The following is a 25,049-nucleotide window of genomic DNA, read 5'->3' as shown; positions in this document are numbered from 1 at the left end:
TTTACACTTTTTAACAATATACAGGTAGCGATTGATAAAATGTGGTCATTGGCAACTAGAACCTCAAAGATTCTATAGAATCATGTCGCTTCATTGATTTAGTATGTCGGGTCTTAAATATTCCATCAAATCTGTTTCAGTATCCAAACCAAATTTTTGCTTGAGTCGATACTTGGTCATACGTACACTTTTTGGTTCTACATTGAGTAGATTGGCAATTTGTTTTGTATCCATGCCTAGGTAGAAGTACGCGCAGTATTTCAAATCCAGCGGTGTTAGCTTTTGTTGCGCTTTCTCCGTGAGGGTTTTAAAGAAGTTAGGATGTAGTTCCTGAATCTGAAATTTGGCTTTCTCGAAATCATTGTCCAACAGGTTTTCATTACGTAGTATCTGTTGTATATTCATCACATTATCTTTGTCGATTTTTTCTTTGAGCTGCTGAAAGACCTCGTTTTTGTGTTGAAGATGTAATTGATTAGCCATCACTTCATTTTGCAATTTCTCCTGCTGTAGGGTGAGTATCTTTTGTTCTGCTTTTAGCCTTGATTGTTCTTCTTTTTCTAGCTTGACTTGTAGTTCGGCTTCGCTTTTTTCTGTGGCCAATTGCTTTTCTCTTTCTAAAGAATAACGCAAGCGGAAGTGGTAGGAGCGAAACATGAAAAAAGATCCGAATAAGCCAACGATTCCTAATCCGATCGATAGCAATTGTTGCTTGCGATGATTCTCGGCTCGCTCCTTCAAGACTAGTAATTCTTGTTCTTTTTTGTCAAATTGGTATTGGGCTTCCAACCTTTTGGCGGTAGCGGCTTGCTCTTCGTTGAAGAGTTGACGGGTATAATCCGTCGTCAGTTTTTGAAATTCAAATGATTTCTCATGCTGATCATGCTTATCATACCATGTCGCCAGCGCATCACAAATCCGGATCATAGTATGCAGGTATATCGGATTTTCTGTAAGTAAGATGCTATAAGCTGTGTGAAGATAGCTTTCTGCTTGTGTTTCGTTTTGCTCTCGCTGAGCGATTTCACTCAGCATACCATAGCAGCTTGCGATGATGGCTTGATTTCTCTGCGTCAATTGCCCGGCTTCGAGTGCTTCGTGGATTTGTGCTTTAATCAAGTCCAGTTTTTCTGGGTAATACTTGAAATAATAACTGGCGATATTGAGCTTTGCAATGGCATACGTACGCGTCGAAACTTGGCCTTTGTACTGCTTATTCAAATCAATTGCTTGCCTGCAGATATCAAATATTTTTTCTAAATCGTCTTTATTGTGATGCGCATCGTACCGGTAGGTATATGCGACGGCTAATGCCGAGTAGGCATTAGACAATAAGCTTTTGTCACCGGACTTATGCGCGGATTTTACGGCTTCGTTGGCATACAAAAAAGAATTCTCCATATCATTCCAATTGGTGTAAATGGAATATAAGTTGTAATAGATTTTTGCTTTCAGAAATTCTTCGTTGGTATCTTCCACGATTGACAGTGTTCGTTGGAAGGATTTGATGGCAGCTTCATAATCCTGATACGAGTTCAGCATGATGGCTTCTAAATAATCGGTATAGGCATTGGCTATCTCACTTTTTGATTTTAGAGCGAATACACGCGCAGAATCTAGGTACACACGATCGTTTTTGTAATCATGCTGGTTATTATAAATTACGCCCTGATAGACATATGCTTTGGTAAGCGCTAGATCGTCATTCTGAGATTTGGCCAGAGCGATTAGCTTTCGGTTTTCAGCGGTAGCTTGATCGTACTGTAGTTCAGATCTAGATTGCTCCATCAGTATACGATAGATATTCATCTTTTCACTAATCGTAATCTCGGCATGCGCCAATTCATTACGCAAACTATCCATATAGACGTTTTGAGCATGCCCACAAAATGACAGCAATTGAAAAAAAACGAAAGACAATAATTTTCTCATTATGCAATAATACAAATTATGTAGGCAGTAAATGGTTTTTTTGTTTATGAATTATAGACTGTTTTGTTGTTGTAATTGTTTGGTTATGATGTTGATAGGTGTCTTGTAGACGTTTTGTAGTCGCTGGATAATAGGAAGCCATATGTTTTGTTTTGAAATTTGTTCCAGCGAAATAAATTGCACTTCAGGAGGAATAGGGTAATGTACTGACTGATAAGATTAATCTTCCGAAAGCAACAAATTATAACAAATCTTAAAATCAATAATCATGAACAACAAAACACTCTCTATTGTATCGTACATCACACTGATTGGATGGCTAATCTCCTATTTTTCAGGAAAAGAAAATGCAGATAGCTTATTGAAATATCACTTAAGACAAGGGCTTGGTCTTTTTATCGTTTCTCTCGTATTCAATGTTATTCTCGCTATTGTTGTTGCGATTATACCAGCATTATCCTTCTTGGGATACATTGGTCTAGCGGTCTGGGTTTTGATCATTATCGGAATTATTAACGCAAGCAACAAAGTAGAAAAGCCGTTGCCGATTATCGGAAAGATCTTTGAAAGCAAATTCTCATTTATCGGTTAGTAACTCTTTGTAATACTGAAAAAACATAGTTAAAACAATCAATAGTGAGCGAAGCACTGATTGTTTTAACTAATCATTATGCTGTTGCATGACATAATTTGTATGCAATCAAGAACAGTTTGGGAAATGAATCTATAGAATAAATACTTCATGTTTAAGTTGAACAAAATAGTAGCTTTAAGCTTAACGATCGTCATAGCGGGTTTATTGACTTCCTGTACTATGTTTGGATCAAGTCCAGAGAAAGTCTTTAAAACAGTAGGATTAAATAGCAATAAAATTCCAAAGAACTTCAAACGCACTTTTGATGAAATTCGTGCGCAAAAACGAAACGGTACATTGCATGTAGCAAACACCGATAACAGTAATAAAGAAGCAACTGCCGAGGCTTATGTGACTACTTATTATACGACGATGCTCACTAAAGATATAGAACAGATTGAAGCATTATCTATGGGAAAGGAAACAAAGCCAATCATCGAGTCTGGCTTAGATCTTTTCCAGTATGCGCACAACATTTTTAACGATGATTACCTTAAGATTGCTAAGATGATCGACGACGAACATCCGGATGAGATGATCGATGTGGAAATTGAAAAGTTAGAAAACACGAAGGGCGTGATCTTAGAAGACAAATACTTTAAGACAATGGATTTATTAATTCCATATGCCGAAAAACACCATGTGGAATATAAGACGATTAGTATTCCATCGGTAGAGAAGTATAAAACTCGTTAGAAAACGTTGTAGATAAACTATTCTCAAGCATTTTTATCATTACTACCTATGAATTTAAAGCATTTTACAAAAGACGGAAATATATATAAGATGAAGCCTCAATATGGATCCAGCTTAGTCCTAATTGTCGGCTTATTTGCAATGGCCATTTTAGGATACTGGCTTGATATACTTATTCTCACTTGGATGATGGCCATTTTTGGCGTGCTAGCATTGCTCGCGGTTACACGTAAAAAGCTGTATATCGATATGGATAGTGGAGAAATTCAAGCTAAGGTCGGTTTGGCCAAACCAGAGACCCATATCCCGATTGAGAGCATACAAAAATTCGAATTGTACACGGTGTCTAATAACCTTGTCAAGACGAATGCCATGCTAAATCTGTATTATTTAGATAGGAACGGCCAAGAGCAATCCATATTAGTTGCGCAGGGATTTACCACTTCTGTGATACAGAGTATCATCAACGAAATTGAAGAAATTCTCGAAAATGACACTACTAAAAGATAAATATCAAATTGAGGAAACATCCACTACTTTTTCCTTTAAGCCATTTTATCATAGCAAAAATAGGCTATGGTGGTTTGTGTTTGCTATTTTGCTTTTTATTGGATTGTCTGCTTATTTTCTGGAGCGTGAAAATTACTTGCTATTAATATTTAGTTGCACGATAACGCTGGTATTGATTTGGTATTTTATGAAGTCGGTGCTCGTATATGGTCCACTCAGGTACACATTTAATCCATCCGAAAATGCGGTTTACCAAAGCAATCTATGGCACCGCAATAAAAAAATATTAGTGCTCGATAAGGTAGTTATTTTTCGAAACACGGAAATGGGAAGTTGGCATTTTAGTATGGGTGAGAAGAAGCGGCAATTTGTGAAAAGCTATATTATTAGCGAATATTTCCCGAACAAAAAGGGTGGTGCAGCGCTTACCAGATTCGAGAATGAAATATTGCAAAAAATAGAGACCATGATCCAACATACTCCACACAATATCACTATGAAACAAGGTGGCTTTAGATTGAACTTTTTTTAAGTGAGGAAATCAATAAAAAGATATGAAACAATTATATGCTTTGCTTATTGGTTTTATTACGGTACTGTCCACCAATGCCCAACAGTATCAATTGGATTCTGTGTTTCGTACTTATAATGGTAAACAGTATGTAGCGAGTCAAAAAAAAGATGTCGAGCAACGCTTGGCTGAGGTGGTACGACTAGATCGGGACAATCAATTTTCAGAAATAAAATATAGAGAAAAGACACAGGTACTTTATGATGCACATGGCAATTACCTGCAAAGTGTTGCTGCACAACGGAGTGCAGATAATAGTAAGTGGAATGAAATCTCAAAAGCAGAATGGAAATATAACGATAATGAAGAATTAATCTGGACAGCTTCCTACTCCTACAGAAAGCAGCAAAACGATTGGTTCGCTGAAGATCGATACGAACGGTTAATTTCTAATGATACGATCGTTGAGGTTGATTTTCGCAATCAGAATGACGGATTAATACCAGTTAGAAAGCATTTTTCGCTCAAAAATGAGACTGGTGAAGTATATCATTACGAAACTATGATATGGAATGATACGATAAACGAATGGGAAAAAAGCTATCTCAGTAAAACTTTTTATATCAATGATACAACTGTAGTAAGTCGCGAAAACTACGTTTGGGATGAAAATCAATGGCGAAACAAAGACAAAGAAGCGTACGAACTGGATCAAAACAATGAAAAGACGGGTAACTTTACGCTTTATCAAGCAGCTTCAAATGGGAATTGGCGGCCTCAAAGTCGCTTCGAAGAAATAAAATTTTCGGAAGAAAAGAAGACATTCAGTAACACATATCAATGGTCTTCAACAGATCAAGTCTGGGTTTTGTACTCGCAAGTACAAGTATATTGCAACGAAGACGACCAAGTCCAAGATGTACTATTACTAGAATTGGATACGGGTAGCAATCAGTTAATGCTACGCGGTGAACAAATGCAGCTCTATGACCAACATGGCCGTATTCGTCTTGTTCAAGATATATCTCATCAAGATGGAATAGTTACCGGAACTCAGCATAGCATCAAATATGACGAAGATGGAAATATTTACCGAGAGGATCATTATGAATTTGATGCTGAAAATGATACTTGGAAAGATATAAGGTCTACCGAGTTTTTCTTTGATAAAGATGTGATCTTGGGGACTGATGAAGGGCAAGGTGTGATGGATTTTTTCTTGCTCAGTGAACATGCTTATGCTAGTAAAAGATACGCCGTAAAGAACGTGAAGATCTATGAGGTAGAAGGCGAGAAGAAAGTGCTTTCAGGAGAGTACGACTACTTTTACTCGCAGATGCTATCTACTTCAAATAAACATTGATAATCAAAACTAGTGTAAGCTAAATAGAGATGATATGAACCGATTATACCTCTTGCTCATTTCTGTGGTCCTGGCGCATGTCGCCATTGCGCAGCAGTATCAATTAGATTCAGTGGTTTTGATCACAGATGACGAAAAGTATATTTGTATTCAAAAAGTTAAGACCAAAAAAGGGCAGACCGAAGTAGTCCGATTAGAGCGAGATAGCCAATTCACAGTTAATCAATATCTAGAAAGGATAAGTTCGCGCTATGATGAACGGGGCAATAATCTGGAAAATATTTATGAAGAATGGAACATTGCTAGTGGTAGCTGGGAAGAAATGTCTAAATCCGAGTATGAGTATAATTCCGACAATGAAATAATCCAGCATATTTCATCCGTAAAAAATGGCCAAGAATGGCTTAAGAAAAGACTATCCAAAAGCATATATGCTCCAGACAAAAGGTCTAAAATGCAGACGGAATATGTCTATCAAAATGATCGATTCGAACCGACACGAAAAATTATATGGCTATTGGATGATTTTGGAGAGTTTTATCATTACGAAACCTTAAAATGGAGTGATGATGCTACAGCCCAAACCACAAAACTGATCCAATCAGAAAATTATTATGAAAAAGATACGTTGCTGATGCCTTACGAAATCTATGGGAGGAAAGAAAGGCAGTGGAAGAATGAAGGGAAAGCAGAGTATGAACTAGATGAAAATAATCGAAAGAAAACATATAATTATACACTTTATTATGGAGACTTCGATGGTAATTGGTTTTTTGATGGTCGATCTGAAGATATCGAGTTGCCAGAACAGCGAAAGAAGATAAATCGGAGATACAATTGGTCGGAAATAGAACAAGATTGGGAGCTTGATCATCAGGAAGAAACATTTTTCAATGACAAAGGAGAAATAGAGGCCATTCTAGTCTCCGAACCAGATTCAACCAGCGCATTGATTATTAAAATTGAAAAGCTATACTCCTATGACACTATAGGTCGTCTCAAGCTTCTTCAACATTTTTATTTTGATGGAGGGGATAATATTTTAAGCGGGCAACAAAGTAAAGAGTTTGATAATGAAGGAAACATCTATCGGGAAGATGTCTGTATTCCCAACCACGATACCAATACTTGGAAGCTGACGTTTTCTACTGAATTTTCTTATGACAAAAATGTATTGTTGGACACAGATGAAGACCGAGAACGGATATATGATGGTATGCCCAACGAGTACAACTATGCTAGTAAAAAATATGGTTTAAAGGCTGTGAAATCGTATGAGATAGAAGATGGGATGAAGAGATCTCTAGGCGAATACGAATATTTTTACTCACAGAAGCCTTAGCCATCAAAAATATCATAGCCTTTCGTACAAGAATGGCTATGATATTAAATTTTAAGGTAATATTATACTACTTCACCAAATCGTACACCCGTACATAATCCACTGTGAAAGTCGCTGGAAAAGCTTCGCGATCTACGCCTTCGGCACCACCCCAAAAACCTCCAACGGCCAAGTTGATCAACCAATGAAACTTTTGGTCAAAAGGCCAAGCTTTAAAGCCAGATCCTTCGTTGGCAAAAGAAAATAACTCTTGATCGTCTACAAAGCCTTTGATGTAATCTGGTGTCCAATCGATACGGTATAGATGAAATTGCTCACGGGCGTTTTCGATTTTACGGAAAGCCGTTTTTTGAGTGCCGATAGAATGATGGTAATCCTTGGTATGTACACTGATGTGTACCACATCTGGATCATAACCTACATGCTCCAGAATATCGATTTCGCCGGAATTCGGCCAACCGCCATACGTCCAATCTGTTGGCAACATCCACACCGCTGGCCAAGTACCTTTGCCTGCCGGTACTTTAGCACGTACTTCAAATCTTCCGTACAGAAAATCTCCTTTTCCCTTGCTCACCAAGCGAGCAGAAGTATAATCTAGTCCTTCTTTTTGTTCTGGTAATGCGTGGATGTATAGATGTCCGTCTTTGACCTCTACGTTTTTAGGATCAGCTTCTGTATAGTATTGCAATTCCTGATTGCCCCAACCGTTGTGTTGCGACCCTACATCGTACGACCATTTACTGGTGTCAGGCAGTCCCGGATTGTCAAATTCGTCGGCCCAAACTGGTTGAGCGGTGAATTCGTAATTTTTAGTACTATCTTTATTGCCCTTGGGCGCAGTTTCTTGGTGATTTGTCACTGATTGGCAAGCCACAAACGCGATACTAAAAAGCGATAGAGAATATATAAAAGGTCTATATTTCATACTGAGTGAGTTAAGATTCGATGTATTGTTTTATTTCTGAACAAAAAATGGAATATTGGCTGTAGCCACCTTCTTGTTTCCATCCGATGAATAATAAAACAATCGGTAAGCGCCCTCTTTCTGCGGAGCTGTTAGTACCGCTTTGTCAAAGGATTTTTCCTGTACTAATCCTTCGACAGCGTGTGGTCTATTTTCTCGGTCGCCACCTTCTTTCAAATCGGTGCTTTCTGCCAACAGTTCCCAGCGAGCAGTCAATGGTTGACCGGCTGGATCCGTCACCTTCGCTTGTACTGGATACGTAGCGCCCGGTTTCAAATAAATGTGATCAGCCGCTTTCTTTTTGTTAATGGTGAATGATTTAATATGTGGTGCGCGTTTCGCTGGCCATTTGCCTGTCCATAAGTATTGCATCACATCAATCACTTCCGATTGCTCGCCAGCTTCTGTGAATAGACCGTACCATGTGGGCGTACGTTCTTGCTTTTGTCCCCAAAGAAATACATAAGAACCTACACAATGTGGATCTTTTGCGATGGACGCTTCGTAACGTGCTTTGTAAACCGCCGCTTTCTCGCTGCTTGTTTCTTCGATCGACGCTTTCCAAGGCGTTTGCAAACCTTCCCAATGTCCGGTCGGCCCCCATTCGGTTACCATATAGGCCTTATCCCAACCAAACTCTTTCAATTGCTGCGGTACAGATGCCAACGTACCATACGTTTGCACCGCGATAAGATCTAATGACGGGCATTTTGCTTTTATCAGGTCGATTTCTTTCTTATTCACACCTGCAAGCATCGTAGTGACTAAGTGATTCGGATCTTCTTGGTGGATCATCGAAGCAATTTCTTGAACGGCATCCCACACTTTTTCGTTGCTGTAATGTAAGTTGAGTTCGTTACCGATTCCCCAAGCTAATAGAGCAGGATGGTTTTTGAAAGTCTTGATTTCTGCGCGGAGTCTTTCCAATTGCTTGCTTACCGCTGCCGCATCATTGTAGTCAAAACCGTGTCTTTCCGTGGCGACGCGCAAGCCCATAGTGACGGTCAATCCTAACCTTTGTGCTTCATCCAAGATTTGTTGAGCGCCATCGGTACTCCATGTTCGGATGGAATTACCACCCGTTGCTTTTAATAATTCTAACTTTCCCGTACCGCCAGCGCCTAAGATGAAATAGGGTTGACCTTCACGTTGTATTTCAAACTTTCCATTCTTAGCTACAATCTTTACAGGAATTGGGTTTTGCGCGTATGATCCTTGGCTGATTGCAAAAATACTGAGGCACAGTATGGATAATAGTTTACGGATATTCATATTGTGTATGTTGAAAAAGATGGCGTAACAGTACGCTTTTAAACAGTGATTTGTAAAAAAGCCTGTGGCTGGATGACGATTACGCGTCGGTAAGCCACAGGCTTATCATGAGGTATGCTTATCTAAAGTTTGGATTAGCATCAATTTGTGTTTGTGGAATCGGCACAGATTCACTCACGCCCGGTACGAATCGCGATCCGAATACTTGAGCAGCACGACCAGTACGCACTAAGTCGTTGAAACGCTCGCCCCACCATTCGCAGGCAAATTCGGCGCGACGCTCGTCGAGGATTTGATCGAGTGTGACGCCTGTGATAGCTGGCATGTTTACGCGTTCGCGAATTAAGCGGAATGGCTCATCACCATTCTGCCCCTTGCGCACTTTAGCTTCTGCATTGAGCAACAATACATCAGCATAGCGCAAGATACGTACGTTATTGTTCGCCCCGTATTCTAGGCGACCTTCGGTCATTTGCGAAGCCGGTAAATAGGCTTTCCCATTAAAGTATTTGATACCAAATGAATTTGCATAAATACGATCGCCACTAGGTGTGACGGCTGGCTGATCTCCAACACCGTACGAAAGAATAGTTGTCTTTAAACGAGTCTCATCACCACGTGCTGTCAAGAAATCTACGATGTTTTGTGATGGAGGAATCCAACCTGCTCCGGAGATTGCGCTTCCACGCTGATCGCCCGAAGGACCTTGCCAACGGAAGAAAGTTCCCCAATCTACACCCGGACGTACAATATCACCCGTTGGTAATCCAAAATCTGAATATTGCAATTCAAACAATGATTCATTTGATAATTTGCCTGGAACTTTCCATAATTCGTAGAAGTCCGCATACAAAGAAAACATATTGCTATTGATGATTTCATTCGTAGCGTCTAATACGACATCCCACTGCGCGCTGCCATTGTCATTACCGGCCAAATCGGCTGCTGCTTTTGCTTTTAATAATAAGGCCGAATAGCGTGTCACTGCACCGATATGTATGGATTGATTAGGACGCTTGTTTTCCAGGTTGGCAGCACAGAAATCCATCTCTTCCACAATCCATTGACGTACTTCCGCACGTGTGCTTTTACCAATGGTCGTGAGGCGAGCGATATCACCGCTGTCGGATAGAATAGGTACATCGCCAAAAAGACGTGATACCATTAGGTGAGCATAGGCTCTCAGGAAACGTACTTCTGCTTGGTACTGTCGGTTTAAGCCTTGCAATTCTGTATTAGCAGGATCAATTCGCTCTGCAAATTGCTCCAACTCCAATAAGGCATTATTGGCACTGATGGCCAAGCTATAATAGCTAATCCAAGATTGATTCAATCCCCAATATGACTGAATGGTCACATCATTTTGGAAATTCTTGATGGCCATTAATTCTGGGTTATCATTTGGATTTGGTGCTGCCTGTTGGTAGTCATCATCCCGAATGGCACGTATCGACAAATCGACCCAGTGCACTAAATTATCATCCGAAGCGGCACGGTACACGCCAGATACTGGCGCATACATTAATTGTACGTTGCCATAATTGATCTCTTCCGATCGTTGTTGATTTTCTAATGGTTTGTCGAGGAATTTTTCGCAGCCACTCAATAGAAGTGCAGTGCTCAAGCATCCCGCCAATAGCATTTGATTATATTTTTTCATGGTTGTATTGCTAAAGAAAGTCATTATTAAAAACTAGCTCTTACTCCTAAACTATAAGTGGCCGCTACCGGATACACATTGGCATCGAAGCCCATTCCAGATACTTCTGGTGAGAATCCATTGTAGTTCGTGAAGATCAATGGACGATCTGCTGTCGCAAATACGCGGAATGGGATAGACGGAGTCAAGTTAAAGCTGTAGCCTAACTGCACGTTTTGTACACGCAAATACGCACCGCTTTCTACGAAGAATGAACTTGCTTGTAAATTCCAAGCTGCCACGCTGCCTTCGGCAGACGGATAGGTATTGGTACTACCTTCTCCTGTCCATAATCCTTCCATAAATGCAGCGTCTGCATTCATCTGCGGATATTTACGACGCATCGCTCTATTTAAATTATGAATTTTATTGCCAGCTACGCCTTGCAGTACAACGCCTAAATCAAATCCTTTGTACTCGATACCGACATTGAAGCCATAGCTCAACGTTGGTAAATAATTGCCTAGGTTGATACGATCCGACTCATCCAATTCGCCATTGCCATTTTGATCCTTGTAACGCAAATAGCCTGGTAAGATAGGAGAACCTGGATTTTGTTCGTTATAACGGCTTGCGATTGGATCTGCATTGATCTCTGCTTGGTTTTGATATACACCTTGCACTTCATAACCATAGAAGTAGTTGATCGGCTGACCAACCTCGATACGCGAAGGGAATTCAGCAGCCCATTCTGGGAAACCATTCATAATATTCGCCAAACCACCAAGGTCTGTCACACGATTTTTTAAAGTCGTCGCGTTTGCGCCGATGCGGTATCCCCAATCGCCTTTTTTATCAGCCCAGTTCAATCCAAATTCCCAACCGCTGTTGGCCACTGTTCCCCAGTTACCATATACACGATCCCACATAAACGGAATTGGACGGCTAAATGCCAAGTCTTTTGTTTCACGGTGATAATAATCGACTGTACCGTTCAAACGATTGTTGAATAAGGCAAAGTCAATACCAGCATCCCATTCTTCGACCACTTCCCAACGTACTTGTGTAAAGAAGCGCCCTACACGGTATCCCGGTACACGGCTTCCGTTGGTAGAACCAATGCTACCAAAGATTCCAGAGAAGTTATTACCAGAGTTGACAATTGCGTAACCTGCATTTGGCTGAATACCATCATTACCCAAAAGACCCCAGCTACCACGTATCTTCAATAAATCAAATAGGTTCTGCTCTTGCATGAAATTCTCACGACTCAATACCCAACCCAAACCTACTGATGGGAAATAACCCCATTTGGTTTGGTATTTAGAACTTCCGTCTGCACGGAAGGTTGCGGTCAACAAATATTTGTTGTCGTAATCATACGTACCACGAGCGAATACCGAAACTCCGGCATTGCGGAAACCATTCTCACCGTATCCAGTAGCAGAGCCTAAGCCTTGCGCACCTTGACCAGCATACCAGAATTCTTGCGATGGTGGCACATCATTGGCAGATACCCATGTATCTCTCCAACGCTCCTCACGTGTAGACTGACCTAACAATACACTCCAGTGGTGCTTTTCCGCACCATCGCGATACGTTAATAAATTGTCTAGAATATAGTTGGAATTGCGACCTTGTCCCGAACGTAAGTACGAACGGTCAGCACGCTGATTATTATCAATATAATAAACAGGGTTGTACTGTATGTTGTGCGTAGATTGGTAACGTTGACTTAATTGCGAACGGAAAGTAATTTTATTGTCCCAGAAATTGGCCTCTAAGTATGCACTTGGCAATATTTGAAAACCTTTGGTTTCATTGTGATTATAGTACGCTGCCGCAATAGGGTTGTTAAACCAGAATCCGGTCGGAATTCCTATTGGGTCGCTAGAACCAAATTTGATAGGATCCGCCAGTTCTAACTTGTCATCATACACAGGGTACAATGGTGAAGCAAAGTAAGCTTGTCTGAAAGCAGCATTGTTGGGCTGGAAGTTGTGGAAATTGTTGATATGAGCGGTGAAACCAACTTTCAACCAGTCCGTTACACGTGCTTCCGTTTGCATACGAATGTTGTATTTTCGGTGGAAGTTTTCGGCATCCATGATACCATCCTGATCAATGTAGTTCAGACCGAAGGCGTAGGTAATTTTGTCGCTACCACCTTGTACGTCCACATTGTGGTTGTGAATCAATGCTTGTGAACGTAGCAATTCGCCATACCAGTCTGTATTCATCACCGTAGTATTTCCGGGTTCGTTGAATCGCGAGATAGAAGCATCCACGATATCTTGTCTGCCGATTGCGGCTGCATAATCAGCATATTGCTGTCCGCTACCCATTTTAAGCATATTGGTTGGCGTCTGAATACCTGCGTAGCCATTGTATGTTACGCGTGCTTTGGTGTTCAGCTTTCCGCGTTTAGTCGTTACGATTACAACACCATTAGCTGCACGCACCCCGTAGATCGCGGCTCCTGAGGCATCTTTCAATACCGACATATCTTCGATATCATTTGGATTCAGGAAGTCAATGTTGTCCATAAACATTCCATCCACCACGTAAAGCGGACTTTCGTTGTTGAACGAACCGACACCACGAATACGTACGGTAGGTGTAGAGCCAGGTGCTCCACCACTCACCACTTGCACGCCTGGTACCGATCCTTGAATCGCATCCATTGGCGTGGCTACAGTACGTTTTATGGCCTCTTCCATATTCACTGTAGCGACAGGGGCAGTCAAGTCACCTTTACGTTGCGTACCGTAACCGATAACCACGACTTCTTCTACGTTGAAGCCTGCATCAGCAATCATTTGTACGTTCACCGTATTGGTCTTCACAGCTACTGCCTGACGTAGATATCCTACGGACGTGACAATCAGTGAATCCGCAGATTCTGGCACTTGAAGACGGTAAATACCATTTGCGCCGGAGCTGGTTCCGCTACCAGACGCGCCTTTAATCATAATGGAAGCAGTTAACGGATGGCCATTTGGATCCGTAATCCTTCCTGTTACCTCACGGCTCTGTGCGAACACCATCGACGACAGCAGGCACTGAAAGGTAACCATAACAAAAATTAGTACACGATGTTTCATGTGTTAAGATTTAGTTTTTGGTTTTGGTTTATAAAGTAGAAGGTCAAATGTAGAAAAACCACGGAATAGCCACCAATAAACCCACTACTTCATTACTACATCATGTGCTGAAAATGGGCTTAATTGCTATATTTGTAGCGCTGCCTACGTATTCTGATACGTAATTATAAATTTAGATGAAGTATATCTTTTGTTGCTTTTTTGCTGTCATGTATGGCTGGAGTGTGCCAGCTGCTGCTCAGAATAAGTTGGGTACACCACTGCTATATAGTTATTCAAAAGCTGATTTTGAAGGCGGCAGCCGTACGTGGCAGATCGGACAAGATAGCCGAGGTCTGATGTACTTTGCCAACAATGAAGGCTTGATCGTCTTCGATGGTAATACGTGGTCCAAACATAGTTTATCTAATCAGACGATTGTTCGTTCGCTATTTATTGATCCCCAAGATCGTGTTTACGTGGGTGGACAAGGTGAATTTGGTTATTTTCAAGCTGATCAAAGGCAGTCTTTAGCTTATACCTCATTAAGTCAGAAATTAGGCCACAACTATGCTGGATTTGCCGATGTGTGGAATACCGTCGGTTATCAAAATGCTGTCTTTTTTCGGGCACATGCCGCCATTTTCAGACTTTTGAATGGAAAGATGCACGTTTATCCCGCCAAAAATCGTTGGGAATTTTTGGGTACTGCTGGCGGTCGCTTATTTGCACAAGATATCCATTTGGGGTTTTCAGAATTTATTGATGGTAAATGGCATTTGCTGCAGGGCGATCCCAGCCTCAGAAAACAGTTGGTAACGGGCGTATTGTCTGGCAACGAAGATGAAATAATCATTACCACTTCTACCGATAGGATGTATATTCTAAAAGGTAAATCATACCAAAGCTTGCCTATGCGTCCTTCCGATGCAAAAGATGTGTATACGCCATCTGTTGCTAAGATCAATGATGCAGAGTATGTATTTGCATCAGCGATGGAAGGCTGCCTGATTCGCGATGCGCGTGGAAATATTTTGCAACGGATCAGTACAGCCGAAGGCCTTCCAAATAATAATGTATCCTCGGTTTTTGTAGACAAGCAGCAGAATATATGGGCTGGATTAGATAACGCCATTGCATTGATTAGTTATGGAAGTGCGATCAAATACATCCGACCAAGTATGGAAGCTGATGTGACCGGTTATTCGAGCTATGTTATGAATGAGCAACTGTACATCGCTTCCTCTAATGGATTATTTGCCGCGCCGCTATCAAATGAAATTCAAGATCACAGCCAAGTACGTGCACAGTTCCACATGATAGCGGGCACTGATGGTGGCGAGGCGTGGCATCTTGACGAAGTAAATAAGAACCTGTGGCTAGGACATAATCGTGGAGTCTTCAGAATTGAAAATTTGAAAGCAACACCCATCGCTACGCGAACCGGAACTTGGAACTTTCTGCCATGGCCTAGTGTAAAGCAAGATCCCGAAAATGCGCCAAGTACGCTGATGGGAACTTACCAAGGTTTAGACCTTTTTACACATGATCCGACTGGGAGTCGATACAGAGGCGCGTTAGAAGGTCATCTTGATTCTTATCGTTTTTTGATGCCAGATACGCTAAATTACATTTGGGCATCACACCCTTACCGTGGAATTTATCAAATACTCGTCAATGCGGACAATAAAAGCTACAACACACAGCTTTTTACAGATAGAGATGGTTTGCCTTCTTCCTATCAGAATTATGTCTTTCGTTGGAATGGCAGAGCCCTCTTTGCTACAGAGGCTGGGATCTTTGCGTTTGATCGAAAAGAAAAAGTATTTAAACCACATAATCGGTTAAAGATCTTTGCTGGCTTACCTATCAGATACCTTAGGCAAGATGGGGCTGGCAATATTTGGTTCTCCAGTGCAAAAAGGGTAGGAGTGGTCAAATACCACTCGCACCAAGATCGCTATCAACTGATCTACTTTCCAGAGATTGAAGGACTGCACACGACTGGTTTTGAGAATATTTATCCATACAATACCAACAATACCTACATAGGCGCCGAGCGCGGTATGTTGCATATCAATCTCGAAAAGTACGTAGAAAATAGTGAGAAACCGGAGCTAGTATTTTCTAAAGTGTTGGTCGTAGGAGATAGGGACTCGCTATTGTATGCAGGATTTGGAGATCATAAACCTAGGGATAAATACCATGTTCCCACATTGGCAGCAGGTTACAATAGTTTTCATTTTCATTATTCTTCACCAAGCTATGGTACGCATGCCAATCTCCTGTATAGTTATCAACTAGAAGGGTATGATAATCATTGGTCGGCGTGGACTTCAGAAAGACAAAAAGCGTATACTAATCTGCCTAGTGGAGATTATTCTTTTCGGGTCAAGGTAAAGAGCAATTTGGGATTGGAATCCGATGTCGTCAGTTATCAATTTAGCATTTTGGCTCCATGGTATGCTACTCGATTAGCTTGGATTATATACACCATATTATTGCTTTGTGCCTTCTTCCTAGCCGTGCGATGGCAGCAGGCAGCATGGCTTAATCGACAAAAGAAGCATGAAGAAGAAATTAATAGAATGCGGTATATCTACCAATTAGAACTGGATAAAAACGAACGAGAGATTATCAAATTACAGAAAGAACATTTGGAAGATGAAGTGTTAATCAAAACAAAGGAGTTGGCGAGTACGAGTATGCAACTCATGGAAAATGCGGACGCATTGCATAAACTTCGAACAGAACTAGGCAAGATAGAGTCGGGCACAGCCGACGAGTCTGACTTAAAACGCATCACTGCTCTGCTGAAAGATGTGGATAAGAATACACTGCACTGGGATCAGTTTGCGGTGCATTTCGATGAGTTGAATGATGGTTTCCTGCAAAGATTGACCGACAAACATCCATCGCTTTCGCGAAATGATTTGAAAGTGTGTGCCTATTTACGTTTGCATTTTACCACAAAACAGATTGCGCAATTGCAAAATATATCCGTACGTGGTGTGGAGGTGCATCGCTATCGCATCCGTAAAAAATTGAATGTAGATACACCGATATCATTGAGTTCTTATCTCAATAGTATCTAATTACTGAATGCTGTCCTCTTAGTGGTGCGTAGCTTTCACGCGCAGATCAAAGTGAAAGGTGCTTCCTACGTTTGGACTACTGTGCAGTTTTAGCGAGCTATTCATAGTGTGTAGTAACTTGTTTGATACGGGCAGTCCTAATCCAGTCCCACCATATTTTCGCGTCAAAGAACTATCTTCCTGCGTAAATGCTTCGAAAATTGATTTTTGATTTTCTGGCAATATCCCAACTCCAGTGTCTGATACCGAAAACCTTAAGGTTGCAAAGTTATCATCTTCGTCTAATCGATCTACTCTAAGCACGATTTCACCCAGTTCTGTAAATTTGATAGCATTGCTAAGTAGGTTCTGTAGCACTTGGCGTAAGCGAACTGAATCTGTCCAAATAAAACGTTGAATTTCCGCTTCCCGATGACTAGTTAATCTTAATCTTTTTGAATTTGCTTCTGGCATCATCTCTTCGATAGATTCTTTAATGAGTAGATGCAAATCTGTTCTCTCGGTATTAGCGGCCATTTTATCAGATTTCAGCTGACTATAATCGAGAATATTATTTATTACTGTAGACAGGTTATGACCAGACTTGATAATCAGATCAATAAATTGCTTTTTATCTGCTTCATTACCAGAATGCAAAGCCAACTGTGCAAAACCCAATATACCATTGAGTGGTGTGCGCAATTCGTGACTCATATTAGCAAGAAATTCAGATTTAGCGTTACTAGCTGCTTCAGCCTCGATTTTTGCGGCTATCAGCTTGTGACGTTGTTCAATTCGGTGAGTTACATCTTGCGTAAATATCATAATGCCCCCAATGTTGCCATCAATGAGATGCCAAGGGCGCATTTCCCATGAACAAAAACCGGTAAACTCACTTCCTTCAAATAAATTATTATCTTCTGGGTGCTGTTCAATAGCACCGGCAAGAATGCGCTGATGACGCGCTTTGCCCTGAGCTGTGATGAAAGGGAATAAATCATAGTAGGATTTGCCGATCACATTTTTGCCCATTAATTGATAATTTCGCAACCAAGCGTCGCTGACCGCAATATATTGCAATTCACGATTGAGCATAGCTACAGCAGCTGGATTATGTTGCACGAATGCTTGTAATACTGCTCGAGAATTTTCGCTTTCTAGTTGTATTTTTTTCTTCTCATCGATGTCTTGAAATGTGCCATAGAGGCGATGGCAGCGACCATCACGCATTTCTGCCTTTCCCAAGGAGTGTACCCAGATTGTAGTGCCTTTGGCATTAATAATTTGAACTTCTAATGACCAAGGTGTACCAAACTGGATACCATTTTCCACTGCTTCGCGGACCTGTTTCCTGACTTCTTCGTCTTTGTAGAAACTTATTGCGTTATCAACATTGGGCACAAAATCTTCTGAGACCGCGTGAATCTCACGAGTCACTTCTGTCCAGCGAAGCTGGCAGCTATCCATATCAATGTCCCAACCTCCAATACGTCCGACTTGATTTGTCTCGGATAATAACTGCGTCGTGCTTCGCAATTCTTTGTTCAATGCTTGTTCATCCGTGATGTCACGCCCTAAGGCATATAAGTGACCGATCTTGTGTTCTAAAGAAATTACCCACTCAATATTTCTAAAAACTCCCGAAGCAGACTTTGCACGTGTCATGATGACCACTTCGGTATCATCTGAAGAAACTGTATTGAATGCAGAAAGCACATTTTCCCAATCATCCGGATGGATTACATCGCGCCAATGTTCACTTTTAAAAGTATTATCGCCCAATCCCGTCAATTTGCATAAAGCGGGATTGATCTTTAAAAATGGTGTGTCCGGACGATAAATGCAGATCAAATGCGGTGATAAGCGAAACATACGTTCGAAAGATCGAAATTCGTCTTGTTGTTTTTTTTCCAGAAGAAGATCGACAAGACCCTCCTTTAAAAGTGCAAAAGCACGTTTTTGGACTTCATTCAATGTACGGGGCATATGATCCATAGTACATAAGATCCCTATCGTATTTCCGTAGCTGTCGATGAGAGGATAGCCAGCATAAAATCGAATAGTTGAATCACCTTTCGCAGCGATATGATGCGCAAAACGAGTATCTAACAGTGTATCTGATATTTCAAAAAGCACTTCCCCGATTATTGTGTGCTTGCAAAAGGATTCAATGAGTAAGATCTCTTCTGTATTTATTGCGACTTTGGATTGGTGCCAAATTTCGCTTTCATCTATTAATTTTATTAGTGCAATAGGGGTTTCACATAGTAAACAGGCAAGTTCGGTAATGCGGGCAAACTCTTTTTCTTGCCAAGAATTAGGCGTTTCATAAACCTTTAAGTCAAGGATACGATGTTCTTCGTTAGCAGAAACCTGGAGTCGACTAAGCATGGTGTAGATTTTAGGTTAAATAGTATGACCTGTACTCGTTTTTTGGAAGATAGATATTTTACGCAAAATAAGATTTTTCGTATTATTAAGTGTGTTTAACGACCAAATTATAGGGGTGTTTATTTATAATAGCCTTAATTTGTTACTACTCCTTTTGTGTCATCACTTGTTTATACTTGTGCAGGGCTGACATTCAGATGTTTGATAGATATCAATATTCGTAAATTCTTTTTATTGTAAAATTCTTGTTGGTATGCGTGTTTACGAGTTGGGGAGTCTTGCAATCAAGTAGCGGTTCGTTGCCTGCGATTAAAATGGGCCAATTGTGTCAATATATCGTATCTTTGGTGATCTAAGAAAAATTAAATTGAGTACGACTATACCTCTTTGCTTACACTGCCAATCCGTTTACGTCTATGAAATGGACGCCTTATTGATATGTCCAGAATGTGGACATGAGTGGAATGCCGACGAAATTCCAGCTGATAGCAGCGAACTAACGGTGAAAGACAGTAATGGAAACGTCTTGCAAAACGGAGATAATGTGGTGGTGATCAAAAATCTTCCCGTAAAAGGTGCACCCAAAGGTATAAAAGCAGGTACTAAGGTGAAGAACATACGTCTAGTGGATGGTGATCATAATATCGACTGCAAAGTAGAAGGCTTCGGGGCGATGGCACTGAAGTCCGAATTCGTAAAGAAGGCTTAAACATTAACCAGGACAACGAGCAAACGTATTTAACCCTACCGAAAAAATATAATAACAGGTTGCTTTCGGATAAGTACGTTAACATTTTCCGTATTTCATTATACCCGACTCATGAAACATCTTTCGCTTCTATAACGTTAATATTAAGAATGAGTTAAGATAAGCTCTTTTTAAATTAGGATAAGGAGGTGAGGAAATGAATATCAATTTGGTGAGAATGGTCGATCAATATCTAATGTCAAACAGCGTGATGCAGACCTTTGATTTGGGAGAAATGGAACTCCTTCGGAAGCTGCTCTATAACATCATTTCGTCTGATCTTGATAAGAATACATTGAAACAAATTTTGGCCTACTGTACTAAAGTATTTAGAGGTAAAACGAGTTTTACTAAAGATCTTAAGACATTCAGTACCCGTACGTTTGATTTACTAATGGCAAAACAACGTAGAATAAAATTGTATCAATATTTGCACGATGTTGGTTGTTAACAATTTATAATTTATTGCACCAATTTAGGCCCGTAAGGACCTTTTACATGTTGTCTTATGGCGCCAAGATTTCCGGTGTATTTAGCAGACATAACGATACTGTCTTTCAATTCGAAGTTTACCGAGCAGTATAATGATTGTTCCGAGCCAGTAGTTTGGAAATCATAGGCTACAAGTTTTCGTCCATCCCTTAAATTTTGATTTCGCATTGGCGGGCCATATATCATATACACCAGTTCCTCATCCTGACCTTTCCATTCTTCCATGTAGTTGTTATATTTGGTAAACCATGACGCACAGGCCGAGAATAAAATAGTAAGTAAGGTACAGGCAAAGATTAGTGAGGTTTTCATAGTGTGAATATATGAAATATCCCTTATGTGATATATTAGTAAATTGTAAAGTTGTTGTTTTTTATTCAGCGTGCTAAGCAGCTTGATCCAATTTAAGAGAATCCTGCGCCTGGGCATTGATTTCCGATAGAAAATTATATCCCGTAGCCTTCTCAATGGCACGTACAGTTACGGAGTATTTTTTCCAAGACGAGCCCACGTCATTACTATTTGGTGTGTCAATGGCTATTATTTCTGCTTCGCCAGCTTCGATGCGTTGCAAATCATTGCTGCCTTCTGGAAGTATAACTGCAATTTTCCAGATGTTGGATGGGACAGTTACGCGACCATGATCTATGCTCGTTGCAAAACCTTGAGTGCCGATACCACCTTGGCCATACGAACCCATGATGATATAGATCTCATTTCCTTGTTCTACGCGGCTGCGCAAATACATCTCAAAATTGTTCCACACTTGCTGATTGTTATTTGGAGCCTGTGGCAAGATATTAACCATCAAAAAAGTGGCTGCGTTTGCTTGTTCAGAAGTTAGCCGATCGGCAGAAGGGCAGTGGTGACCACGGTCAAAACCAGTATCCGTATAGCTGCTGTGGTGCACTTTATACCAACCATCGGCCAATTCTGAGTATTCTAAAAACTTATTGCTACGTCTGGTGTTGTTTGCTAAACGCTCTTTATTTAAATGCCAACTTACCCAATTAGGAATACCTCGGTCTGCGTCGTAAGATAGTGTATAATACTGTAGGTCAATTAAGTAATTGTTCTTCAGTACAAATGTGGGTTGCGCGTTGGAAGGATTTCCTAGATACATATTGCTGTTTTCGCCTGTGGTTGGCGGTATGTCATTGACGGTTTTTGTATCTCGTGTAATCTCGCTATCGGTTTCTGGAGCATACCATGATTGGCTTATACGTACAAGGTCTTTGCAAGACCCGGCTACTAAGAATAGCAGCAAGATAATATATGGAGCGTATGATTTCATAAATAGAGGCACGAAGGTAAGCGTATTTTCCCGCTTTGTAGGGATTGCTCACCAACGTTTATGAATTATTGTTTACTTTTGCCAGCGGAAGCAAACCGGTTCTATCGCTGCTCTATACGTAGAGGAGAGGAAAGTCCGGGCAACGTAGAGCGACACGCTTCCTAACGGGAAGGCGCATTTTTCGGAATGCGATAGAAAGTGCCACAGAAAATATACCGCCTTTGCAAAAAGGTAAGGGTGAAAACGTGAGGTAAGAGCTCACGGCTTTGTGTAGTGATATGCATCGCGGTAAACCTCGTGTGTTGAAAAACCAAATAGGTTGCAGGCTTCGGAAAGGGCGGCTCGCTTTTTGTCTTCGGACACCTGCAATGGGTAGGTTGATACAGTCTGTGTGCGAATGCAGGCGTAGATAAATGATAGAGGTCTGATCTCGGTTGGACACAGAACCCGGCTTACAAGGTTTGCTTCTTTTTTACATTTTGCTAGATATATAAGAAGATTTCGTATATATTGATGATACTTTAAATATTTGTCATAGATGACTACAGTACTGATTATTGATGATGAGAGACCAATCCGAAGTTCGCTTCGGGATATTTTAGAATATGAAGATTATAAGGTGCTAGATGTGGATAACGGCACCGATGCATTGGAGATTCTAAAAAAAGAAAAAATTGACTTGGTATTATGTGATATCAAGATGAATAAGATGGATGGGATGGAGGTCTTGAGTACTTCCAAAACATTCAGCGATACGCCTTTCATCATGATTTCTGGTCATGGTACTATTGAGACCGCGGTAGAAGCGGCTCGTAAAGGTGCATTTGACTTTTTAGAGAAACCTTTAGACCTAAATCGCCTCCTAATCACGGTGCGCAATGCGCTGGAAAAAGGCTCTTTGGTGAAAGAAACCAAAGTTTTAAAGAAAAAGGTGTCTAAGACAAAAGAAATCTTAGGTGAATCAGACGGCATTACCTTAATTAAAGATACCATCGATAAGGTGGCGCCTACAGATGCTCGCGTATTAGTTACCGGAGCAAATGGTGCTGGTAAAGAGTTGGTTGCGCGTTGGTTGCATGAGAAGTCAGAGCGTTCTTCGGCGCCACTGATTGAGGTAAACTGTGCCGCGATTCCTTCGGAGTTGATTGAATCTGAACTATTCGGACACGAAAAAGGCTCATTTACATCTGCGGTGAAACAGCGAATTGGAAAATTTGAGCAAGCCAGCGGCGGTACACTCTTCTTGGACGAGATTGGCGATATGAGTCTTTCTGCGCAAGCAAAAGTACTACGCGCTTTGCAAGAACATAAGATAACGCGTGTTGGTGGCGATAAAGAGATCTCTGTGAATGTGCGCGTCATTGCCGCTACTAATAAGGATTTGCTTCGCGAAATCGAAGAAGGCAATTTTCGTATGGACTTGTATCATCGCTTAAGTGTTATTCTAATTCACGTACCACCATTGAACGAACGGAAAGGAGATATCCCTATTATCGCGCGCGCTTTCTGTGAAGAGATCTGCGGTGAATATAGCATGCCTGTAAAAGAGTTTACGAGCGATGCGATGAAAGCCTTGCAAGCGTTGCCTTGGACAGGTAATATTCGCGAATTGCGCAACATGGTCGAGCGATTAATCATTTTAAGTGGTAAAAATATAACGGCCAAAGAAGTAGAATCATTTGCTAATCCGTCGCAACCTAATTCCAAAAGTCGTAAGATGGTAGATTTAGATGCATTTGAGTCTATCGCAGAGTACCAACAGCACGCAGAATCATTGTATCTCAATTTTCAATTGGGTAAATACAATGGACGTAAGGATCTTGTGGCACAGGCCGTTGGCTTGTCGACCCAAGAATTGGATTCTAAACTAAAGCTGCATAAGCTGGAACAATAGCGTACACTCACCGCTATACTAAAATCATCTTCTGAAGATTGTGATTGGGGCACCATGCACCATGTCAGGATTAATCAGAAGATGATTTTTTTTATTTTGTAACCGATTTGTTATCGATGTTATGCTTCGAATTTCCTATCTTTCGAATCATTTACCAATATAAAACAATTCATGAGTAAACACTTACTAGCTTCTGACTGGTCCGTGCATTGCGGATCGAATTGTATAAAGCTGTGTTATGAATAGAATGGATTTTCTTAAAAAAAGTGCGCTCGCCGTAGGTGCATCTACAGTATTGCCACATGGAAATGCTTGGGCAACCACAACTCCTAACTCCAACGCTACTTTTAATCTCGATTACGCCCCACATCAAGGTATGTTTGCTGCCAGTGCGGGCAAAAACTTTTTAGATGAGATTCAATATATGCATGAACTAGGGTTTCGCAGTATCGAAGATAATGGTATGCCTTCTCGCTCCGAGCGCGAGCAAACGCAAATTGGAGAACTGCTAGCCAAACTTGGAATGCGAATGGGAGTATTTGTGGTGCCAAAAGGGGGAAACGGACAGAATACTTTAGCTGCTGGAAAACAGGAGCATCTTGATATTTTCTTGAAAGGTTGTAGAGAATCTGTCGAAGTGGCTAAGCGTGTTAATGCTAAATGGGTCACTGTTGTTCCTGGAGATTATGAGCGCAGACTGCCAATTGGTGTACAGACCGCTAATGTGATTGAAAGCCTAAAACGGGGTGCCGAGATTTTCGAACCGCATGGTATTAGCATGGTGCTAGAACCATTAAGTGATACACCAGATTTGTTTTTGCGCTATACCGATCAGACTTATGAGATCTGCAAAGCCGTCGATAGCCCGTCATGTAAGATTTTATACGATGTGTATCATCAGCAGAAAAATGAAGGTAATCTCATCAAACTGATGGAACTATGCTGGAGTGAAATTGCTTATGTACAAGTCGGTGACAATCCTGGGCGTAATGAACCGACCACTGGTGAAATTAATTTCTTAAATATTTTCAAGTGGTTGCACCTGAAAGAATATAAAGGCGTCGTCGGCATGGAACACGGTATGTCTCAGTCTGGTAAAGAAGGCGAGGAGCGCTTAGTTCAATCTTACCGCGCGGTAGATTCATTTCGTTAAGCCTTAAAATTGAATTGTTAACACATTGTTATAGATCTTTAGAATCTCGAATTT

General features: G+C 40.9%; 18 protein-coding genes and 1 other RNA gene. 11 read left to right on the top strand and 8 right to left on the bottom strand.

Annotation, left to right across the window (positions count from 1 at the left end; genetic code table 11):
* Window positions 1–90: 90 nt before the first annotated feature.
* Window positions 91–1,863, bottom strand: coding sequence for a helix-turn-helix transcriptional regulator (locus DC487_RS11080; RefSeq protein WP_239016365.1), 1,773 nt, complete (start codon window positions 1,861–1,863; stop codon window positions 91–93).
* A gap of 337 nt (window positions 1,864–2,200) precedes the next feature.
* Here DC487_RS11080 and DC487_RS11075 point away from each other — a divergent pair, with 337 nt between their 5' ends.
* The 6 genes from DC487_RS11075 (at window position 2,201) to DC487_RS11050 (ending at window position 6,988) form a co-directional block, all read left to right on the top strand.
* Window positions 2,201–2,524: a DUF4870 domain-containing protein gene (locus DC487_RS11075; protein ID WP_116776027.1), complete on the top strand. Its 324-nt coding sequence runs from the start codon at window positions 2,201–2,203 to the stop codon at window positions 2,522–2,524.
* Window positions 2,525–2,674: 150 nt separating this feature from the next.
* Window positions 2,675–3,262, top strand: a complete 588-nt coding sequence (locus DC487_RS11070; protein ID WP_116776026.1) for a hypothetical protein — start codon at window positions 2,675–2,677, stop codon at window positions 3,260–3,262.
* 90 nt (window positions 3,263–3,352) lie between these two features.
* A complete protein-coding gene (locus DC487_RS11065) occupies window positions 3,353–3,772 on the top strand; it encodes a hypothetical protein (protein ID WP_165799078.1) in 420 nt (139 codons plus the stop codon).
* Window positions 3,753–4,304, top strand: coding sequence for a hypothetical protein (locus DC487_RS11060; RefSeq protein ID WP_116776024.1), 552 nt, complete (start codon window positions 3,753–3,755; stop codon window positions 4,302–4,304). The genes DC487_RS11065 and DC487_RS11060 overlap by 20 nt, the downstream gene beginning before the upstream one ends.
* A 22-nt stretch (window positions 4,305–4,326) precedes the next feature.
* Window positions 4,327–5,646: a hypothetical protein gene (locus DC487_RS11055; protein WP_116776023.1), complete on the top strand. Its 1,320-nt coding sequence runs from the start codon at window positions 4,327–4,329 to the stop codon at window positions 5,644–5,646.
* Between the two features lie 34 nt (window positions 5,647–5,680).
* Window positions 5,681–6,988, top strand: coding sequence for a hypothetical protein (locus tag DC487_RS11050; protein ID WP_116776022.1), 1,308 nt, complete (start codon window positions 5,681–5,683; stop codon window positions 6,986–6,988).
* Between the two features lie 67 nt (window positions 6,989–7,055).
* On the opposite strand, the gene DC487_RS11045 is transcribed toward DC487_RS11050, so the two are convergent.
* The 4 genes from DC487_RS11045 to DC487_RS11030 form a co-directional block, all read right to left on the bottom strand.
* The gene (locus DC487_RS11045; protein ID WP_116776021.1) at window positions 7,056–7,916 is read right to left on the bottom strand and encodes a glycoside hydrolase family 16 protein; all 861 of its coding nucleotides are present in this window, start codon (window positions 7,914–7,916) and stop codon (window positions 7,056–7,058) included.
* A 30-nt stretch (window positions 7,917–7,946) separates the two neighbouring features.
* Window positions 7,947–9,227 (bottom strand): glycoside hydrolase family 2 TIM barrel-domain containing protein, encoded by a 1,281-nt coding sequence (locus tag DC487_RS11040; protein ID WP_116776020.1) that lies wholly within the window; start codon window positions 9,225–9,227, stop codon window positions 7,947–7,949.
* Window positions 9,228–9,345: 118 nt separating this feature from the next.
* On the bottom strand, window positions 9,346–10,887 hold the full coding sequence (locus tag DC487_RS11035; RefSeq protein WP_165799077.1) for a RagB/SusD family nutrient uptake outer membrane protein: 1,542 nt from the start codon (window positions 10,885–10,887) through the stop codon (window positions 9,346–9,348).
* A gap of 26 nt (window positions 10,888–10,913) precedes the next feature.
* Complete coding sequence (locus tag DC487_RS11030; protein WP_116776018.1) at window positions 10,914–13,970, bottom strand: SusC/RagA family TonB-linked outer membrane protein; 3,057 nt, start codon at window positions 13,968–13,970, stop codon at window positions 10,914–10,916.
* 176 nt (window positions 13,971–14,146) lie between these two features.
* Here DC487_RS11030 and DC487_RS11025 point away from each other — a divergent pair, with 176 nt between their 5' ends.
* Window positions 14,147–17,044 carry a triple tyrosine motif-containing protein gene (locus DC487_RS11025; protein ID WP_116776017.1) on the top strand — a complete coding sequence of 966 codons (2,898 nt, stop codon included), beginning with the start codon at window positions 14,147–14,149 and terminating at the stop codon, window positions 17,042–17,044.
* A gap of 18 nt (window positions 17,045–17,062) precedes the next feature.
* Here DC487_RS11025 and DC487_RS11020 read toward each other — a convergent pair whose 3' ends face one another.
* Window positions 17,063–19,414 (bottom strand): ATP-binding protein, encoded by a 2,352-nt coding sequence (locus DC487_RS11020; RefSeq protein WP_116776016.1) that lies wholly within the window; start codon window positions 19,412–19,414, stop codon window positions 17,063–17,065.
* Window positions 19,415–19,781: 367 nt separating this feature from the next.
* Here DC487_RS11020 and DC487_RS11015 point away from each other — a divergent pair, with 367 nt between their 5' ends.
* Window positions 19,782–20,123, top strand: a complete 342-nt coding sequence (locus tag DC487_RS11015) for a zinc ribbon domain-containing protein YjdM (RefSeq protein WP_116776066.1) — start codon at window positions 19,782–19,784, stop codon at window positions 20,121–20,123.
* A 501-nt stretch (window positions 20,124–20,624) separates the two neighbouring features.
* Here the strand turns inward: DC487_RS11015 and DC487_RS11005 are convergent.
* Both DC487_RS11005 and DC487_RS11000 read right to left on the bottom strand, forming a co-directional pair.
* Window positions 20,625–20,966 (bottom strand): hypothetical protein, encoded by a 342-nt coding sequence (locus tag DC487_RS11005; RefSeq protein WP_133228535.1) that lies wholly within the window; start codon window positions 20,964–20,966, stop codon window positions 20,625–20,627.
* Between the two features lie 73 nt (window positions 20,967–21,039).
* Window positions 21,040–21,948 carry a DNA/RNA non-specific endonuclease gene (locus DC487_RS11000; RefSeq protein WP_116776013.1) on the bottom strand — a complete coding sequence of 303 codons (909 nt, stop codon included), beginning with the start codon at window positions 21,946–21,948 and terminating at the stop codon, window positions 21,040–21,042.
* 88 nt (window positions 21,949–22,036) lie between these two features.
* Between DC487_RS11000 and rnpB the strand changes: the two genes are divergently transcribed.
* From rnpB to DC487_RS10985, 3 genes are all read left to right on the top strand, one after another.
* An RNA gene (gene rnpB, locus DC487_RS10995) (RNase P RNA component class A) lies at window positions 22,037–22,419 on the top strand.
* A gap of 67 nt (window positions 22,420–22,486) precedes the next feature.
* Window positions 22,487–23,842, top strand: coding sequence for a sigma-54-dependent transcriptional regulator (locus DC487_RS10990; protein ID WP_116776012.1), 1,356 nt, complete (start codon window positions 22,487–22,489; stop codon window positions 23,840–23,842).
* A 238-nt stretch (window positions 23,843–24,080) separates the two neighbouring features.
* Complete coding sequence (locus DC487_RS10985; protein WP_116776011.1) at window positions 24,081–24,995, top strand: hydroxypyruvate isomerase family protein; 915 nt, start codon at window positions 24,081–24,083, stop codon at window positions 24,993–24,995.
* The last annotated feature ends 54 nt before the right edge of the window (window positions 24,996–25,049 follow it).

Source organism: Sphingobacterium corticibacter (genome assembly GCF_003076635.1).
Classification (GTDB): Bacteria; Bacteroidota; Bacteroidia; order Sphingobacteriales; family Sphingobacteriaceae; genus Sphingobacterium; species Sphingobacterium corticibacter.
This window is presented reverse-complemented; position numbering and strand designations above follow the sequence as displayed.